This window comes from uncultured Phenylobacterium sp. (assembly GCF_902826855.1).
Lineage (GTDB): Bacteria > Pseudomonadota > Alphaproteobacteria > Caulobacterales > Caulobacteraceae > Phenylobacterium.
Genome location: NZ_CADEGK010000021.1, coordinates 1 through 16,081, shown reverse-complemented (window position 1 = coordinate 16,081; position 16,081 = coordinate 1). Strand labels below are relative to the sequence as shown.

Genomic DNA, 16,081 nt, shown 5'->3' with positions numbered 1-16,081 from the left:
TGCGCCAAGCGGGGACGCAGGCGAGACCGTCAGGCCGCCATCTTCTGCCTCACCACCCGGAACACGCCGTTGGTCCGGGCGCACGGCTGGCCGTCGGCGGTGACGAAGGCCTGGGTGAAGCAAAGCGTGCCGCCGGGCTTCACGAACACCGTGTCGAACTCCAGCCACTGCCCCGGAAACGCCGGCCCCAGGAAATCGACGGTGAGGCTCACCGTGACCAGGGTGGAGTCTGGGCCGATCCGGCTGGCGCAGGAGTGGCCCATGGCATTGTCCGCCAGCGCCGAGATCAGCCCGCCGTGGACGAAGCCGCGGCTGTTCGTGTGGGCGGACGTAACCCGCAGGCCGATGATCACCGTGTCACCCGCCATTCGCCGGTAGATCGGCTTCCAGGCGTTGGTGGCGGGGCTGTCGCGTTCGTCGGCGACGAAGCCGTCCGGGACGTGGGCGCCGGCATCCATCACACCGCCCCCGCCAGCTTGCCGAGGCTGGTGAGCGTGCCGACGCAGGCTCGCGCGGCCTCCGCCCCCTTGGTGCGGAAGTGGGCGTGGAAGAAGCCCTGGTGGGTGTCGTGCTCGTGGAAGTGGTGCGGCGTCAGCACCACCGAGAACACCGGCGTCTCTGTGGCCAACTGCACCTGCATCAGGGCCTGGATCACCGTCTGGGCCACGAAGTCGTGGCGGTAGATGCCGCCGTCGACCACGAAACCGGCGGCCACGATGGCGGCATAGCGGCCGGTGCGGGCCAGGGTCTGGGCGTGCAGTGGGATCTCGAAGGAGCCGGGGGTCTCGAAGCGCTCGATGACGTCCTCGGCATAGCCGAGCACCGCCATCTCCTCGACGAAGCCGGCATAGGCCTCGCGGACGATGTCAGCGTGCCACAGGGCGTGGACGAACGCGATGCGCCCGGCGCGGAAGGCGCCGTTGGCGGTGGGGAACTCGAGGGTCTCGAGCTTCTGGGGGGCGATTTGGGTCATGGTCTTCTCCCTGACCGGGTTCAAAGGACCACGACTCAGGGGCAGGCCGGACGCGCAGCGACGGTTGCCCGCCTTCGCGCATTCGACCGTTCTCATAACCGGACTCTAACCGTCGGCCCCGGGATCGAACCGGGTCTGCTCGTCCCTGCCGGCCCCATTTCTGGAATGGCCGGAAGGCGCCCGCGGGCTCGTCCCGTCTTGGCCGAAGCTTCGAAGGGCATTACCGCCGGTGGGGAATTACACCCCGCCCTGAGAACGTAGGCCGCCGGAACATCCGACGGCGAGGGAAGGATAGGGCAATTCCGCGGCGTCAAACAAGCGTTTGAATTGGGAATCGGAACCTCAAAGTGATGCGGGCTTGACATGGTCAGAGGAAGGCTTACATTCGCACTTGGCGAACTAGGCCCGCGCACAATTTAGTTGTTGCGCTGTCTTTTTCGCGTCTGTATACGACCGCCCGTTGGGAGCGATCCCGGCGGGTTTTTCATGCCCTGTTGGTCGCAGGGCCATTCGACAGACCAGCCATCCCCGGCCCTCGCGCCGGCCGCCCGCAGGTCCACCTGCGGGTGCGCGATCCTGTTGGCCCGCCGCGCTTCCCCGGGAGTCCGCCATGCGCGGACGCAGCTGGAGGGTCTGCATGTTCAGAACTGAAGAGAGCCAACGCCGCTACATCGCCGCCTACGATGCCGTGCTCGCTGCCTGGCCGGTCCCGTTCGACACCCTGCAGCTCCCGACACGGCTCGGGACCACTCATGTGATCGCCAGCGGTCCCCTCGATGCGCCGCCGTTGGTGCTGCTGCACAGCCTGGTGGCCAGCGCCACGGTCTGGCGTTCCAACGTCGCGGCGCTCAGCGGGCATTTCCGGACCTATGCGGTCGACGTGATCGGGCAGGGGGGCAAGAGCGTCGCCAGCGGTGCGCGCATCCGGGGCCGGCGCGCCTTCGCCGGCTGGCTGACGGATGTCCTCGACGGCCTGGGCGTGCAGCGCGCATCCATCGTCGGCTGTTCCTTCGGCGGCTTCCTGGCGCTCAGCCAAGCGTCGCTGACCCCCGAGCGGGTGGATCGCGTCGTGCTCATCAGCCCGGCGGGCACGTTCGTCGGCCTGTCGCTGAAGTTCATGCTCACCATGCTGAGCCTGCCGCTGCGCCGCCGGTTGCGGCGGCTCATGGGCGACCAGCGCGAGGCCAGCATGGCGGACCTGCGGATGGCCCCGCGCGATGCACAATGGGCCGCCCTGATGGGCGTGATGATGGCCGAGCGGCCGCGACTGCAGACCATCTCGGCCGCCGTGCTCGGCACGCCGGAGCTGCGCGCGATCCGCGCGCCGACGCTGCTGCTGATCGGCGACCAGGAGCGGCTCTACGACCCGCAGGCGACCCTGGCGCTGGCCAAGCGGCGGATGCCCGCCCTCGAGACCGCCATCGTCCCCGGCGCCGATCACATCGCCGCCGTGGCGCAGCCTGAGGCCGTCAACGCGCGGATCCTCGAGTTTCTGGTTCGGCCGTAGCGGCCCGGCCGGCCACCGATCCCATCAATAGCCGAAGGAGACTGGATGAAGCCGAAAGCGACCCCACGACACCTCATCCCGACCCGTCCCGCTCGCCGGAAGGAGTTCCGCCTCATGATCGCCCGCTTGATCCGCGTCCTCGACGCCTCCGCCCCCATCACCCTCGTATGCCTGGCCCTCATGGCCGGCGCGGCCACCGGCGGCCTGGGCTTCTAGCAGCCTAAAGCTTCATGGGCGGCGGCCGGCCGCCGCCCATACCGCCCCCATCCGCTATAGCGGCTCGCGCATGCGGTGGTGGTTGTGGCGTCCGCGCAGGAACACCCCGACACCCACGGCCGCCCAGCCCAGCACCAGCAGGGCCAGGCTGCCCAGGAAGACCGGATCGGTGGGACCGCGGCCCATGCCGCGGGTGATGACCACGCCCAGGGCGGCGATCACCACGAGCACGATGCCGGCGATCCGCCACGGTGCGCCCACAGGGCGCAGTTCGGCCTGGTAGTCGGCCCGTCCTTCGGGCGTGCTGAGGTCGGGGCGGGCCATGGCCGAGCATAGCCGCGCCGGAACGCGGCGCCAGTCGCCCAGTTGCTCAGCGACGAGGGAGGGGCCTAAGCCCGCTTGTTCAGCGTGATCGCGGTGGCTTCGGCGCCCGGGCTCACCACGCCGCCGGCGCCATAGCTCGAGCTGCGGGTGCGCTGGGCGGCGACCTCGTCGGCGATGCAGCGGACGAGGCCTTCGGTCACCGTGCGGGCGGCCTCGATGGCGCGGCCCTGGCGGGCGAGGACGGCATCGAAGCCCTCAGTGGCGCGGATCAGGCGCTCGCGAGCGGCCAAGGGCGCGGAAGACACCATCGAGGTGTCGGCGCGCACCCGGGCGCTCTCGTGTCGGTAGAGGTTCGCCAGCCGAGAGACCTCATCCAGCATGGCTGCGGCGTCTTGCGGCCGGCGCTGCTCGAAGCAGGCCGCCTGGTCGGCGATCAGCGCGGTGAGGCGTTCCGTCAGGATTACCAGCTGTTCGACGCGGTCTGCGGCGTCGGTCGCGGAAAGCGCCATCAGGTCAGCCCCTGCATCTTCAGGATCTCGCGTTGCACCACGTCGGCGACGCCGATGCCGCCGCGCTTGGCCACCTGCTTGGCCATGGCCTCCGTCTGCAGCGAGCGGAACATCTCCTCACCCTCGCCGCCGCCGAAGGGGCCGTCGCTCTTCAGGCCGGCGAACATCGACTGGAACATCGACGACAGGAACTGGGCCTCGAATTTCTGGGCCACGTCTTTGGCGTTCGCCCGGGCGAGTTCACCCGCCGTGGTCGTCGCTGCCGGCGCCAGCAGGTTGGGGGTCAGGCCCGCGGCGGACATCAGGTCGGCCATCACATCACCTCGATTTCGGCCTGCAGTGCGCCCGCGGCCTTGATGGTCTGGAGAATGGAGATCATGTCGCGCGGGGTGACGCCCAGGGCGTTCAGGCCCGAGACCAGGACCGAGAGCGCCGCGCCGGACTTCAGGGTCAGGAACTGCTTGCCCTTCTCCTCCTCCACCGAGACGTCGCTCTGAGGCACCACGGCGGTCTGGCCGACGCGGGCGAAGGCGCCGGGCTGGCTCACCGCCGGTTGCTCACGCACCGTGATGGTCAGGTTACCCTGCTGGATCGCGACGGTGGAGATCCGGACCGCGTCGCCCATGACGATGACGCCCGCCACCTCGTCGATGACCACCTTGGCGGCGGAGTCCGGCTCGACAGTCAGGTTCTCGATCGCCGACATGAAGGCCATCATGTTCGTGCCCGCCGGGGTGCGGACCGCCACGATGGTCGGATTGTCGGCATAGGCCGAGCCCGGATAGGCGCCGTTGATCACGTCGGCGATGCGCTTGGCGGTGGTGAAGTCGGGGTTGCGCAGGGTGAGGCGCGTCTGGGCCATGTTGGCGAGCTGGAAGTTGACCTCGCGCTCGACGCTGGCGCCGCCGGCGATCCGGCCGGCGGTCGGCACGCCCTTCAGCACAGTGGAGCCGGAGGCCCCGCCGGCGCTGACCGAGCCGGTCTGCACCGTGCCCTGGGCCACTGCATAGGCCTGGCCGTCGGCGCCCAGCAGGGGAGTGACCAGCAAGGTGCCGCCCAGCAGGCTCTTGGCGTCGCCGAAGGCCGACACCGTGGCGTCGATCTGCGAGCCCGGCGCGGCGAAGGCCGGCAGCTTGGCGGTGACCATCACCGCGGCCACGTTCTTGGTGTTGAGGTTGGCGTCGCGGACGTTGACGCCCAGCCGCTCGAGCATCGCTTCCAGGCTCTGCTTGGTGAATGGCGCGTTGCGCAGCGCATCGCCTGTGCCGTTCAGGCCCACGACGATGCCGTAGCCGACCAGCTGGTTCTCGCGAACGCCTTCGAACTCGACCACATCCTTGATGCGCGACTTGGCGAACGCCGGGCCCGTCAACAGCGAGGCGGAGAGCAGCAGGGCGGAGAAGACACGGATGGGACGCATGGCAGCCTTGGACGCAGTTGTTCGGGAGGGCCAGACGCGAGAAGCGTGCCAGACTAAACTGCCAATAGAATCAACGACGGAGGCGATGGGGCGGCAAGTTCCGACTAGGCAGAAACAGCCGCCCGTTAACCATGCCTCAAGCTTGCCCGGCAATGCTGTCCGCCAGTGCATTGAGGGGTCTTACGCGTCCAATCCCATGAAGGTCACCCGAACAGGCGGTCCGTCCCAGACGTCCGGCCCGAGCCGGCCCGCCCGTACGGGCGGCGGCGGAGGGTTCAGCATCGCCGGCGCGCAGGCGCCTGCGGCGCCGGCCGTGGTGTCCAGCGCCCCCGGGGTGGGCGGCGTGGTGGGTGTCGAGGCCCTGCTGGCCCTGCAGGACGTGGAGTCGGCCACAGAACGCCGCCGTCGGTCGGTCGGCCGCGCCGGGCGCATGCTGGACGAACTGGACGGCCTGAAGATATCGCTCCTCTCGGGCGAGCTCGACGCGGACCAGCTCGACCGCCTCGCCCGCGCCATCCGCGAGCAACGCGCGACGACCGAGGATCCCGGATTGGAGGCGCTCCTTGACGAGATCGAAACCCGCGCCGCGGTCGAACTCGCCAAGCTGGAATCCAGCGCCTACACGCCGGCTGGCCAAGGCCGATAGCCCGCCGGGTGCGACCTGACGGCCTGCGACATTCAGGATGCGTTGAATCGTTAACCGGTTTTGCTATACAGCCGCCGCGTGTCTCAGGGTTCCTAGGGGCGTGAGGTAACCATGAAAACAGCCACTGTTCTGGCTGAGAGTCCCGACTATCGTCCCTCCGAGGACGAGGATTTCATGAACGAGCGTCAGCTTGAGTATTTCAAGCTAAAGCTCAACGCATGGAAAGAGGACATCCTCCGCGAATCTCGCGAGACCTTGTCTCACCTGCAGAAAGAAACCGAGAACCACCCGGATCTTGCTGACCGGGCCTCGTCGGAGACTGACCGTGCGCTGGAGCTTCGCACCCGCGACCGGCAACGCAAGCTGATCTCCAAGATCGACGCGGCGCTGCGCCGGATCGAGGACGGCACCTACGGCTACTGCGAGGAGACCGGCGAGCCGATCGGCCTGGCCCGTCTCGACGCCCGGCCCATCGCCACCCTCAGCCTCGAAGCCCAGGAGCGCCACGAGCGCAGGGAACGCGTCCACCGCGACGACTGAGCGGGGCCCGTTCGCAGGTTGTTGCCGCCCGCCGCTGGCGATGCGCCGCCAATGGCCAACTGAATGAAGCGCATGGTCAGGCGATCGAGAGACGTCCCAGGTCATCAGGCGCGGCACGGCAGAGGCTGGTTCAGTCTCCCGCCCATGGTTTTGCCCTTCGCGCTCCGTTAAGCTATATATGCTCAGATTGAGCATAAGAAGCCGGAGCAAACGGTGACCAAGGCGTTCCACTCGATCCACACGCACGGCTTCGTTCGCGCCGCCGTCTGCACGCCGGCGGTCAGCCCGGGCGATCCGGGCTTCAACGCGGCCGAGACCCTGCGCCTCGCCCACCAGGGCGATGTCGAGGGCTGCGACCTGATGCTGTTTCCCGAGCTGGGGCTATCGGCTTACGCCATCGACGACCTGTTCCTGCAGGACGCCCTGACGGACCGCGTCGAGGCCGAGATCGCAGCCCTGGCCAAGGCCTCCGAACGCCTCAAGCCTGTGCTCGTCGTCGGTGCGCCGGTGGTCCGCAATGGGCGGCTCTACAATTGCGCCATCGCCATCTCGCGCGGCCGCATCCTCGGCGTCGTGCCGAAAAGCTTCCTGCCCAACTATCGGGAATATTACGAGAAACGCTGGTTTGCGCCGGGCGTAGGCGTCACCGGGCTGGAGATTGACCTGGCCGGCCAGACGGCCCCATTCGGTGTGGATTTGCTGTTCTCGGCCTCCGACCTGGCGGACTTCGTCTTCCACCTGGAGATCTGCGAGGATTTCTGGGCGCCGCAGCCGCCCTCGACCAACGGCGCCCTGGCCGGGGCGCTTATCCTCTGCAACCTGTCGGCCTCCAACATCGTGGTGGGCAAGGCTGCCGACCGCGAGACCCTCTGCGCCTCACAGTCCATGCGCTGCTCCGCCGCCTATCTCTATTCCGCCGCCGGGCCGGGCGAGAGCACGACCGACCTGGCCTGGGACGGTCAGGCCTCGATTCACGAGCTGGGTCGCCGGCTGGCGCAGACCGACCGCTTCCCGCAGGCCTCCGAGCTGGCGATCGCGGACATCGACGTGGAGCGGCTGCGCCTGGAACGGATGCGCACCCCCACCTTCAACGACGCCGCCGCCGCCGCAGGCCACCCTGAGCAGCGCTTCCGCCGCATCCGCTTCGAGCACCAGCCGACCTTCGACGACATCGGCCTGGTCCGGCCCCTGGACCGCTTCCCCTTCGTGCCGGACGACCCCGCGCTGCTCGATCAGGACTGCTACGAGGCCTTCAACATCCAGGTTCAAGGCCTGATCAAGCGCATCCAGTCCACCAAGACCCAGCACATCGTCATCGGGATCTCCGGCGGCCTGGACTCGACCCATGCCCTGATCGTCGCCGCCAAGGCCTTCGACGCGGTGGGCCTGCCGCGGGCCAACATCCTGGGCTTCACGATGCCGGGCTTCGCCACCAGCGACGGCACCAAGGAGAACGCCTGGGCGCTCATGCGGGGCCTGGGCGTGACCGGCGAGGAGATCGACATCAGGCCGACGGCCCGGCTGATGCTGCAGGAGATCGGCCATCCGTTCGCCAATGGTGAGCCGGTCTACGACATCACTTTCGAGAACGTGCAGGCGGGTCTGCGCACCGATTACCTGTTCCGGCTGGCCAACCAGCGCAACGGCTTCGTGCTGGGCACCGGCGACCTGTCGGAACTGGCGCTGGGCTGGTGCACCTACGGCGTCGGCGACCACATGAGCCACTACAACGTCAACGGCGGGGTGGCGAAGACACTGATCCAGCACCTCATCCGCTGGGTTGTGAAGACCAGGCAGTTCGAGGAGGGCGCCTGCGCGACCCTTCTGTCCATCCTGGGCACGGAGATCTCGCCGGAACTGGTGCCGGCGGACGCTACGGGCGCGATCCAGTCGACCCAGGCCAAGGTCGGGCCCTACGAGCTGCAGGACTTCAACCTCTTCCACATCACCCGCTTCGGCCTGAAGCCTTCAAAGGTGGCCTTCCTCGCCTGGCATGCCTGGCGCGACGTGGCCCTGGGCCAGTGGCCGGAGAACTTCCCGCAGGAGACGCGCAACGCCTACGATTTGGCGACCATCAAGAAATGGCTGGGCCTGTTCCTGTTCCGCTTCTTCGAGATCAGCCAGTTCAAGCGCTCGGCCGTGCCTAACGGCCCCAAGGTGATCTCCGGCGGCGCCCTCAGCCCCCGCGGCGACTGGCGCGCGCCCAGCGACGGCACGGCCCGCGTCTGGCTGGATGAACTCGAAGCTAACGTGCCGTAGGGCCGTCGCGTTGGCTCTGCCTCTGCCCAGAAATGAGGCGCTGCAGGCAGGCCCCGGCGCCGGGCGTGGGTCCCGCGAGACGCCGCGGGATGGGCGGGACTACGCTGGGGCGGAACACTGGGGCCCGCCGTGACATCGATCGCCGACCTTTGCGCGGATCTGCCCGTCGTCCGCTTCGAGCCGGGTGGCGTGCTGCTGGCCGAGGGCGAGACCTCGGGGAAGCTGTATGTGCTGGTCGACGGCGCGGTGGAGGTGGTCCGGGGCGAGACCCACATCAACACCGTTGTCGAACCGGGCGCCCTGTTCGGGGAGATGTCGATCCTGCTCGGCCTGCCGCACACGGCCACCGTCCGGGCGCTGACCGCCTGCGCGGCCCGGGTCACCGAGGACGGTCCAGGCTTCTTGAAATCGCACCACGACGTGTCGCACCAGCTGGCGCAGCTGCTGGCTCAGCGGCTCCACGGCGTCTCGACCTACCTCGTCGATCTGAAGCGCCAGTTCGAAGGGGAGGGCGGCCACCTGGGCGTGGTGGACGAGATCCTCGAGAGCCTCGTCCACGAGCAGCGCGCGGAATTCACACCCGGGTCGGATCGGGATCCCGGATATTAGGCCCGAGCCAGGACGGGAAGGTCGTGAGCTCCGGCAGCGGCCGCCGCAACGGCGCGTCCAGGTCTGCGAACTCGGCCCCGGCCAGCGAGAACCACGCGGCCTCGCGAGCCTCGGTGTCGAGTACGACGTGCGTCGGCGTCGGGCCGATCTGCCGGCCGGCGTTGAACACCCAGGTGTCGCCGATCCGGTCCGCCCAGGATCCCCCGCGCTTGAACGGCGCTTCGTGAATGTGACCGCAGAACACCATGTCGGGCGCATAGGTCTCGATCCATCGCGTCAGCTCGGCGTCGCCGTGGAAGCGATGACCGCCCCAGCAGGTCGGCGAACCTTCTGGCGGCGCGTGATAGACCCACAGCCACGATGACTTCGGCCGGGCGGCGTCGCGGGCCAGCTGGTCGGCCACCGCCTGGCGCGCGTGTGGCCCGTCCCACCAGGGACAGATAGTGATCAGCGCGCCGTCGATCTCCAGGCTGTCGCCATCGGTCGGGATGCCGTGTCGGCGCACCCGCGACATCCAGGCGGCCACCTTCTCGCCGGCAGCGTCGCGGCGGTCGAGGTCGTGGTTGCCGGACGACACGATCAGCCGGCCCCGCGCGGCCATGCGCTTCAGGTAGTTGAGAACCACTACGACCTGGACGCCGCCGCTGAGCTGCCCAGCAATGTCCAGGTGGTCGCCGGCGATGACCACCAAGTCGAAGTCCGGCGCGACCGCGGCCGTCCAGTCGAACTGTTTCAGGGCGTAGTGCAGGTCAGACACCAGGAGGATCTTCACGCGCAGCGCCCCGGTTCGCGCGGGAGAGCCCCGCGCCCAGCGCACACCCTAAGGCAAAGCTGGCCGAACGGAACGGTGTCAGTGCGGCGCGGACAGCTGATCAAGGCCGGCCGAGAGGTCGCGGCCCTTGCGCGGCTCGCGCCACTTCCGGGCCAGGGCGCGCCAGGCCGGCCGGACCCAGAAGACCCAGTAGCCGAAGGGAACGTCCTTATGGATGCGGTGTAGTTCTTCCATGTCCATCTCCGGTCGCCGGTTGCATTTCGCTAGGGAGGGTGGTCTGCAGAGCCGAGCAGGACAAATGCGTTCTCCTGCTGCATTCATAAGGGTTGTTTATGTCAGACCCACTCGCCACAGTGCCGCTCAGCGCGATACGGGTGTTCGAGGCGGAGGCGCGGCTGGGCAGTTTCACCCGGGCGGCGGAAGAGCTGGGCATGACCCAGGCGGCGGTCTCCTGGCAGGTGAAGGCCCTGGAGCGCAGGCTCGACCAGCCGCTGTTCCGCCGCCTCCCGCGCGAGGTGGCGCTGACGGCGGCCGGCGAGCGACTGGCGCGGGCGGCCACCGAGGCAATGAGCGCATTGCGCAGCGCCATCTCCGACCTGACCGACACCGGCGAAGGCGTGCTCGCCATCACGACGCTGCAGACGTTCGCCACCCAGTGGCTGGCCTCGCGCCTGGGCGCCTTCCAGGTCGCGCATCCGCGGATCGCCGTGCGGCTGGAAGCCGACGGCCGCATCGTCGACCTCACGCGCGAGGAGATGGACGTCGGGATCCGTTCCGGGCGTGGCGAGTGGCCGGGCATGGAAGCGATGTTCCTTTTCCCCTCCAGCCAGACCGTGCTGGCGACGCCGCAGGCGCTCGCCGCGCTCGGCGACCGGCCTCGTCCCGATGCGCTGCTGCGGGCGCCGCGGGTCGGTTCGGAGGCGGAGTGGAAGGCGTGGTTCGCCGCGGCCGGGGTCGCGCCGGCGGAGGTCTCAGGGGGCGCGCCGCGTATCGCGGCGGATACCCAGACGCTGGAGGTCGCGGCGGCGCTGGCTGGCGCCGGGGTCGCGCTTGGCTCGCCGGTGATGTTCGCCACGGAGGTCGCCGCAGGCCGGCTCGTCCAGCCATTCGACATCTATATCGGGCCGGCCGAGGCCTATTGGCTAGTTTATCCGAAAGACCGGGCCCGGGCCCGGAAGATCGCGGCCTTCCGCGAGTGGCTGCGCGGCCAGGTCGCCGAGGACCCAGCCGCGCAACGTCTCATCGCTTCGGTCTAGAAGCGGTAGCTCAGGGTCGCGCGGATGCTGTTGTACTCGAAGTCGTCATCCGAACGCAGGAAGTCCGTGCCGGCGGTGTTCACCAGCAGGAACGGGTTGGTTGCTGCCGTCGTGCCGCTGTTGCTGGCGCGGGTTGTGAAGTCGTCGTCCTCCAGCGATGTGCGGATGGCCTCTACCCCGATGCTCACGTTCGGCATGATCCTGTATTCGGCGCCGAAGCCCAGCTGGTAGCCCTTGGCGTCGCCGCCGCCGGAGACCGGGAAGGCATTGACGCCGTTGGTGGTGCGGAAGCTGTGGCGCATGTTGCCCACCGCGTAGCCGCCGGTCGCATAGATCAGCAGGTTGTCGACGGCGTAGCCGGCGCGCGCACGCACGGCGAAGGTGCTCGTCAGCTTGCGGGTGAAGTTGTAGCTGGCCGGGGTGGTCGAGAAGGCGGTGACCGCGTCCTGCAGCTCGAGCTGGTTGTATTCGACAAGCGCGCCGATCACGAAGTTGCCCATGATCTGGTGGTCGTAACCCAGGCGCACACCGATCTCGGTGTCGGTGTCGTCGTCCTTGCGGCAGCCGCCGCCGGCGGCGTTGGTGTTGAACGAACCGCCGCAGAAACCGGGCGAGAAGGCGTTGGCGCCGGCGGCCGTGTTCACGGTGTCGCCGTAGTTGCCGTCCAGGTTGGTGTCGAAGAGGATGGTCTCGCCGCCGCTCTCGTTGCGGTCGGCCAGCCCGGCGCTGACGCCGATGTAGACGCCGGTCCAGTCCGTCGGGTCGGCCGCGCTCGCCGCGCCCGCGGCCATCGTCAGCGCCGCCCCTGCGACCGTAGCCAGGATCAGTTTCTTCATGTGCTGTCTGCTCTTGTTTCGCCGGGCAACCCTCTTGCGCCGGTCCGTCAGCTACGAAGGTAGGGCGCTTTGGGATGCCGACAAATGCACCAAAGGCGAAAGGTGCGGCTTTCGGGCAACACTCAGAGTAGCATTCTACGCTGGAAATCCCGGCAGCGCTCTCGGCGCCCAATTGCTGGGCGTCCGTCGGATGCGCGGGCAGGTTGCGCCAGCTAGCCGCGCCGGCCGACCGCCGCCTCGGACGGGTAGGGCTCGCGGCCCTGGCCCAGCAGGGCGGGTACGATCTCGCCCACGGTCGCGACCGAGGTCCACGCTTGCATGAAATCGGGCGGGGTCAGCTTCTCGTCGACCGTATGCTGGAACAGCTTGAACAGCGGCTCCCAGAAGCCGCGCGGATTGTAGAACACGATCGGCTTGGCGTGCAGATCCAGCCGGCGCCACGACAGGAGCTCCACCACCTCCTCCAGCGTGCCGATGCCGCCGGGCAGGATCACGAAGCTGTCCGAACGCTGGAACATCAGCATTTTGCGCTCGTGCATGCTGTCGACGATGATGTGCTCGACGCTCTCCAGGGCGCGCTCGGCCCCCACCAGGAAGGTCGGGATGATCCCCAGCACGGCGCCGTTGGCTCCGTGCGCCGCGCGCGCCACCTCGCCCATCAAGCCGACGCCGCCGCCGCCGTAGACCAGCTTGATGCCGCAGTCGGCCAGCGCCTTGCCAAGCTGCTGCGCGGCGGCCAGGAAGGCCGGATCGGCGTCGTCCGACGAACCGCAGAACACGCAGGTCGATTCCAGGCGTTGGCGCTCGCGCGGCATAGCGCATACTCCGGAGGAATTGGATTGGGCCGCTTGCTTCTGTGTCGCGCAAGCCCAACTAGCCTGGGGACGTTAGGGAGTTTCAGCCAAACCGTGAAGGCGCCGACAGTTTCCAGCCTGGCCGGGGCCTGAACCGCCTTGGTCCACGCCCACATGGCGCACGCGCGCTTCGCCGGCCCCGAGGCCGTGGCGCCGCGCGAGGCGAAGTTCGACTTCTGGGGGTCGATGGGCGACCTGCTGGCCCTGGTGATGCGTTCCGGCGCGCCGCAGCTGGGGCTGCGCATCGCCGCGGCGCTCGCCCTGGTGTTCGTGGGCAAGCTCTCGGGGGTTCTGGCCCCGGTGTTGCTGGGCGACGCCATCAACACCCTGGCGCCGGCCGCGCAGGGCGGGGTGGCGATCGGCGGCGCATTCCTGACCCTGGCCATGGGATTCGCGGGGTTGCGCCTGGTCTCCGCCTGCGCGCCCTATGCCCGCGACGCCATCTTCACCCGCGTCTCCCAGTCGACCATGGCCAAGGCGGCGGTGGAGAGTTTCGGCCACGCGCTCTCCCTGTCGCTGGATTTCCACCAGACCAAGCAGACCGGCACGCTGTCGCGCGTCATCGACCGCGGCGCCCGCTCCACCGACTTCCTGATCCGCAGCCTGATCTTCAGCCTCGGCCCCACCTTCGTGGAGCTGATCCTGGCGATGGTGGTGATGACGGTGCGGCTGAACTGGCTGTTCGCGCTCACCGCGTTTGCGACCCTCGTCCTTTACGCGCTGGTGACCTTCAAGATTACCGACTGGCGGCTGTCACACCGCCGCGAGCTGAACGACGCGGAGAACCGCGCCGCCGGCCTCTCCAACGACGCCCTGATGAACTACGAGACCTTGAAGGCCTTCGGCGCCGAGGACCGCCTCGTACAGGCCTACGGCGGCGCGATGGCGACCTACGTCGACGCCAGTTCCAAGGCCACCGCCTCGCTCAACATCCTGAACGGCGCCCAGGCGGTGATCCTGAACGTCGGCCTGGCCGCCATGACCGTGATGGCCGGCTACCTGGTGGCGGGCGGCGAGCTGAAGATCGGCGACATCACCATGGCGATCTTCCTGCTCTCCGGCCTCTACGCGCCGCTGGGCATGCTGGGTTTCCAGTACCGCGAGATCCGCCAGGGCCTGATCGACATGGAGCAGATGGTCTCTCTGAAGGCCATCGCGCCCGACATCGTCGACGCGGCGACCGCCCAGCCCCTGCCGCCGGCGAGCGGGAAGGGAGCCCAGATCGCCTTCGACGACGTCAGCTATCGCCACGACGCGCGATCCTCCGGCCTCCTGGGCGTGAGCTTCACGGCCGAGCCCGGCCAGACGGTGGCGCTGGTAGGCCCATCCGGCGCGGGCAAGACCACCGCCGTGCGCCTGGCCATGCGCCTCATCGACCCTCAGGACGGCCGGGTGCTGATCGACGGGACGGACCTGCGCGAGGTGCGGCAGGCCGAGCTGCGCCGCGCGGTGGCCCTGGTGCCGCAGGACGTGGCCCTGTTCAACGACACCCTCTACGCCAATATCGGCTTTGCCCGGCCTGACGCGACGGCCGAGGAGGTGCGCGCCGCCGCCGCCGCCGCCGAGCTGGCGCCCTTCATCGACGGATTGCCCAACGGCATGGCCACCCGCGTCGGCGAGCGCGGCCTGAAGCTCTCTGGCGGCGAGCGCCAGCGTGTCGGCATTGCCCGCGCCCTCCTGGCCAACCCGCGCCTGCTGATCCTGGACGAGGCCACCAGCGCCCTTGACGGCCCCACCGAGGCCGCCATCCAGGAGACCCTGCGCAAGGTGAAGGCCGGCCGCACCACCCTGGTCATCGCCCACCGCCTCTCCACCATCGTCGACGCCGACCAGATCCTGGTCCTCCGACGGGGCCGTATCGTCGAACGCGGGACCCACGCCGAGCTGCTCGCCAAGGCCGGCGAATACGCCGCCCTGTGGCGGCGGCAGACGCGGGAGAGCTAGCTAGGTAGGGCCGGCTCAGACGCCCAGCGGCGGGATCTCTCCGCGGCTCACCGCCAGGCCCAGGCGCAGGCTGCGCCCGATGATCTGCGACTTCTCGACGAACAGCGCGGCGGCGGCGGGCGGGCAGACCTCGCGGGCAGTGCGTTCGAACAGCGCCAGCCAGCGGGCGAAGTGCTCGTCGCGGACGGCCGGACGTTGCGCATGCGCCGCCATCGGTGAGCCCTTGAACCGCCCCGTCGCCAGCAGCACGGACGACCAGAAATCGCACAGCTTGGCGAGGTGCTCGTCCCAGTCCTCGACCGCGTCGTTGAACACGGGTCCTAGCACCGCATCCTCACGCACACGGCCGTAGAAGGTGTGCACCTGGCGCCGGATGGTCTCCTCCGAGACGACGCCTTCGCCGGGGCCGATGCGGGTCATGCTCATCGCCCCGCTATGTGGGGTGATGCGCGCCGCCACGCCAGCGGGCGGCGCGCTTCGCCGCAGCCGCGACTACTCCGCCGCGCGCGGGACGTCGTCCTCGCCGAAGCTGGCGGGCGGCGGCGGGCGGTGTTCGCGGTCCTTGGGACGCCGTCCGGGGATGTGGTCGCGCAGCCAGCCGAACCGCCGTGAGTAGACCTTCGGCGCGGCCAGCATCACCGGCGTGAGGATCAGGGTCAGCAGGGTGGCGAACGACAGGCCCCACACGACGGAGGCCGAGAGCTGCACCCACCAGGTCGAGCCTGGCGCCTTGTACTCCAGGTGGCCGGTGTGGAAGTTCGGGTGGATCTGGAACATCAGCGGCAGCAGGCCCACCACCGTCACCAGCGTGGTCAGCACCACTGGCCGGAAGCGCTGCGTGGCCGCCCGGATCGCCGCCTCGTCGGCCGAATAGCCGGCGTGGCGCAGGTGGTAGAAGGTGTCGACGAGCACGATGTTGTGGCCGACGACGACCCCGAAAAGGGCGACCACCCCCGTCCCGAGCATGATCACGGAGATGTACGGGAAGGTCCCGCCCAGGTTCACCTGCACCCCCAGCAGCACGCCCACGGTCGACAGGATCACCGCCGAGAGCGTCACGAACACGCCGTAGAAGCTGTTGAACTGCCACAGGAGGATGACGAACATCATGAACAGGGACGCGGCCATCGCGCCCATGAAGAACACTGCCGCCTCCGCGCCTTCCTCGTCCGCCCCGATGAACTTCCACTCCACCGACGGGTAGGCGGCGAGCGCCTTGGTCAGCGAGGGCCGCAGCTCAGCGATCTTCAGGTTCGCGGCCGCGTCGCCGATGGTGTTGGCTTGCACGACCACCAGTCGCTGCGCGTCGCGCCGCTGGATCTGGGTGACCTGCTGGGCCGGCTCCCGCTTGATGAAATAGCTCGCCGGCACCGGGCCGGACGGCGTGGAGATCTTCAGGTGCTCCAGCGCCGCGAC

Annotated in this window: 19 protein-coding genes and 1 riboswitch; of the genes, 7 read left to right on the top strand and 12 right to left on the bottom strand. The window is 68.9% G+C overall.

Annotated elements, in window-relative coordinates:
* Window positions 1-29: 29 nt before the first annotated feature.
* Entirely contained in the window at window positions 30-458 is a 429-nt protein-coding gene (locus QZV94_RS05080) for a PaaI family thioesterase (RefSeq protein WP_293676724.1), read from the bottom strand.
* Entirely contained in the window at window positions 458-973 is a 516-nt protein-coding gene (locus QZV94_RS05075) for a 6,7-dimethyl-8-ribityllumazine synthase (protein WP_293676723.1), read from the bottom strand. Before QZV94_RS05075 ends, QZV94_RS05080 begins: the two co-directional genes overlap by 1 nt.
* An 84-nt stretch (window positions 974-1,057) precedes the next feature.
* Window positions 1,058-1,234: riboswitch (FMN riboswitch) on the bottom strand.
* 376 nt (window positions 1,235-1,610) lie between these two features.
* On the opposite strand from QZV94_RS05075, the gene QZV94_RS05070 reads away from it, so the two are divergent.
* Complete coding sequence (locus QZV94_RS05070; RefSeq protein ID WP_293676722.1) at window positions 1,611-2,480, top strand: alpha/beta hydrolase; 870 nt, start codon at window positions 1,611-1,613, stop codon at window positions 2,478-2,480.
* A gap of 270 nt (window positions 2,481-2,750) precedes the next feature.
* Here QZV94_RS05070 and QZV94_RS05065 read toward each other — a convergent pair whose 3' ends face one another.
* The 4 genes from QZV94_RS05065 to QZV94_RS05050 form a co-directional block, all read right to left on the bottom strand.
* Window positions 2,751-3,020 (bottom strand): hypothetical protein, encoded by a 270-nt coding sequence (locus QZV94_RS05065; RefSeq protein ID WP_293676721.1) that lies wholly within the window; start codon window positions 3,018-3,020, stop codon window positions 2,751-2,753.
* A 65-nt stretch (window positions 3,021-3,085) separates the two neighbouring features.
* Entirely contained in the window at window positions 3,086-3,529 is a 444-nt protein-coding gene (locus QZV94_RS05060) for a flagellar basal body protein (protein WP_293676720.1), read from the bottom strand.
* The gene (locus QZV94_RS05055) at window positions 3,529-3,843 is read right to left on the bottom strand and encodes a rod-binding protein (protein ID WP_293676719.1); all 315 of its coding nucleotides are present in this window, start codon (window positions 3,841-3,843) and stop codon (window positions 3,529-3,531) included. Before QZV94_RS05055 ends, QZV94_RS05060 begins: the two co-directional genes overlap by 1 nt.
* Window positions 3,843-4,949 (bottom strand): flagellar basal body P-ring protein FlgI, encoded by a 1,107-nt coding sequence (locus QZV94_RS05050; protein WP_293676718.1) that lies wholly within the window; start codon window positions 4,947-4,949, stop codon window positions 3,843-3,845. The genes QZV94_RS05055 and QZV94_RS05050 overlap by 1 nt, the downstream gene beginning before the upstream one ends.
* 196 nt (window positions 4,950-5,145) lie before the next feature.
* On the opposite strand from QZV94_RS05050, the gene QZV94_RS05045 reads away from it, so the two are divergent.
* The 4 genes from QZV94_RS05045 (at window position 5,146) to QZV94_RS05030 (ending at window position 9,003) form a co-directional block, all read left to right on the top strand.
* Window positions 5,146-5,595 (top strand): flagellar assembly protein FliX, encoded by a 450-nt coding sequence (locus QZV94_RS05045; RefSeq protein ID WP_293676717.1) that lies wholly within the window; start codon window positions 5,146-5,148, stop codon window positions 5,593-5,595.
* Between the two features lie 111 nt (window positions 5,596-5,706).
* Complete coding sequence (gene dksA, locus QZV94_RS05040) at window positions 5,707-6,135, top strand: RNA polymerase-binding protein DksA (protein WP_293676716.1); 429 nt, start codon at window positions 5,707-5,709, stop codon at window positions 6,133-6,135.
* Window positions 6,136-6,348: 213 nt separating this feature from the next.
* Window positions 6,349-8,394, top strand: a complete 2,046-nt coding sequence (locus QZV94_RS05035; protein ID WP_293676715.1) for an NAD(+) synthase — start codon at window positions 6,349-6,351, stop codon at window positions 8,392-8,394.
* A gap of 129 nt (window positions 8,395-8,523) precedes the next feature.
* The gene (locus QZV94_RS05030; RefSeq protein ID WP_293676714.1) at window positions 8,524-9,003 is read left to right on the top strand and encodes a Crp/Fnr family transcriptional regulator; all 480 of its coding nucleotides are present in this window, start codon (window positions 8,524-8,526) and stop codon (window positions 9,001-9,003) included.
* On the opposite strand, the gene QZV94_RS05025 is transcribed toward QZV94_RS05030, so the two are convergent.
* Both QZV94_RS05025 and QZV94_RS05020 read right to left on the bottom strand, forming a co-directional pair.
* Window positions 8,969-9,775 carry a metallophosphoesterase gene (locus QZV94_RS05025; protein WP_293676713.1) on the bottom strand — a complete coding sequence of 269 codons (807 nt, stop codon included), beginning with the start codon at window positions 9,773-9,775 and terminating at the stop codon, window positions 8,969-8,971. The genes QZV94_RS05030 and QZV94_RS05025 overlap by 35 nt on opposite strands.
* Window positions 9,776-9,853: 78 nt before the next feature.
* A complete protein-coding gene (locus QZV94_RS05020) occupies window positions 9,854-10,009 on the bottom strand; it encodes a hypothetical protein (protein ID WP_293676712.1) in 156 nt (51 codons plus the stop codon).
* A gap of 98 nt (window positions 10,010-10,107) precedes the next feature.
* Here QZV94_RS05020 and QZV94_RS05015 point away from each other — a divergent pair, with 98 nt between their 5' ends.
* Window positions 10,108-11,031, top strand: a complete 924-nt coding sequence (locus QZV94_RS05015) for a LysR substrate-binding domain-containing protein (RefSeq protein ID WP_293676711.1) — start codon at window positions 10,108-10,110, stop codon at window positions 11,029-11,031.
* Here QZV94_RS05015 and QZV94_RS05010 read toward each other — a convergent pair.
* Window positions 11,028-11,867, bottom strand: a complete 840-nt coding sequence (locus tag QZV94_RS05010) for an outer membrane beta-barrel protein (protein WP_293676710.1) — start codon at window positions 11,865-11,867, stop codon at window positions 11,028-11,030. The two genes, QZV94_RS05015 and QZV94_RS05010, sit on opposite strands and share 4 nt — an antisense overlap.
* Window positions 11,868-12,079: 212 nt before the next feature.
* Window positions 12,080-12,682 (bottom strand): TIGR00730 family Rossman fold protein, encoded by a 603-nt coding sequence (locus QZV94_RS05005; protein ID WP_293676709.1) that lies wholly within the window; start codon window positions 12,680-12,682, stop codon window positions 12,080-12,082.
* A gap of 153 nt (window positions 12,683-12,835) precedes the next feature.
* On the opposite strand from QZV94_RS05005, the gene QZV94_RS05000 reads away from it, so the two are divergent.
* Entirely contained in the window at window positions 12,836-14,665 is a 1,830-nt protein-coding gene (locus tag QZV94_RS05000; RefSeq protein ID WP_293676708.1) for an ABC transporter ATP-binding protein/permease, read from the top strand.
* A gap of 15 nt (window positions 14,666-14,680) precedes the next feature.
* On the opposite strand, the gene QZV94_RS04995 is transcribed toward QZV94_RS05000, so the two are convergent.
* Window positions 14,681-15,091, bottom strand: a complete 411-nt coding sequence (locus tag QZV94_RS04995) for a group III truncated hemoglobin (protein ID WP_293676707.1) — start codon at window positions 15,089-15,091, stop codon at window positions 14,681-14,683.
* Window positions 15,092-15,157: 66 nt separating this feature from the next.
* On the bottom strand, window positions 15,158-16,081 hold a 924-nt coding region (locus QZV94_RS04990), incomplete at its 5' end, for an efflux RND transporter permease subunit (protein ID WP_293676706.1).

Bases quoted from the DNA above. Each gene is read 5' to 3' on its own strand.
- QZV94_RS05080 (WP_293676724.1), bottom strand. From the start codon at position 458: ATGGATGCCGGCGCCCACGTCCCGGACGGCTTCGTCGCCGACGAACGC.
- QZV94_RS05075 (WP_293676723.1), bottom strand. From the start codon at position 973: ATGACCCAAATCGCCCCCCAGAAGCTCGAGACCCTCGAGTTCCCCACC.
- QZV94_RS05070 (WP_293676722.1), top strand. From the start codon at position 1,611: ATGTTCAGAACTGAAGAGAGCCAACGCCGCTACATCGCCGCCTACGAT.
- QZV94_RS05065 (WP_293676721.1), bottom strand. From the start codon at position 3,020: ATGGCCCGCCCCGACCTCAGCACGCCCGAAGGACGGGCCGACTACCAG.
- QZV94_RS05060 (WP_293676720.1), bottom strand. From the start codon at position 3,529: ATGGCGCTTTCCGCGACCGACGCCGCAGACCGCGTCGAACAGCTGGTA.
- QZV94_RS05055 (WP_293676719.1), bottom strand. From the start codon at position 3,843: ATGGCCGACCTGATGTCCGCCGCGGGCCTGACCCCCAACCTGCTGGCG.
- QZV94_RS05050 (WP_293676718.1), bottom strand. From the start codon at position 4,949: ATGCGTCCCATCCGTGTCTTCTCCGCCCTGCTGCTCTCCGCCTCGCTG.
- QZV94_RS05045 (WP_293676717.1), top strand. From the start codon at position 5,146: ATGAAGGTCACCCGAACAGGCGGTCCGTCCCAGACGTCCGGCCCGAGC.
- dksA (WP_293676716.1), top strand. From the start codon at position 5,707: ATGAAAACAGCCACTGTTCTGGCTGAGAGTCCCGACTATCGTCCCTCC.
- QZV94_RS05020 (WP_293676712.1), bottom strand. From the start codon at position 10,009: ATGGAAGAACTACACCGCATCCATAAGGACGTTCCCTTCGGCTACTGG.
- QZV94_RS05015 (WP_293676711.1), top strand. From the start codon at position 10,108: ATGTCAGACCCACTCGCCACAGTGCCGCTCAGCGCGATACGGGTGTTC.
- QZV94_RS05010 (WP_293676710.1), bottom strand. From the start codon at position 11,867: ATGAAGAAACTGATCCTGGCTACGGTCGCAGGGGCGGCGCTGACGATG.
- QZV94_RS05005 (WP_293676709.1), bottom strand. From the start codon at position 12,682: ATGCCGCGCGAGCGCCAACGCCTGGAATCGACCTGCGTGTTCTGCGGT.
- QZV94_RS05000 (WP_293676708.1), top strand. From the start codon at position 12,836: ATGGCGCACGCGCGCTTCGCCGGCCCCGAGGCCGTGGCGCCGCGCGAG.
- QZV94_RS04995 (WP_293676707.1), bottom strand. From the start codon at position 15,091: ATGAGCATGACCCGCATCGGCCCCGGCGAAGGCGTCGTCTCGGAGGAG.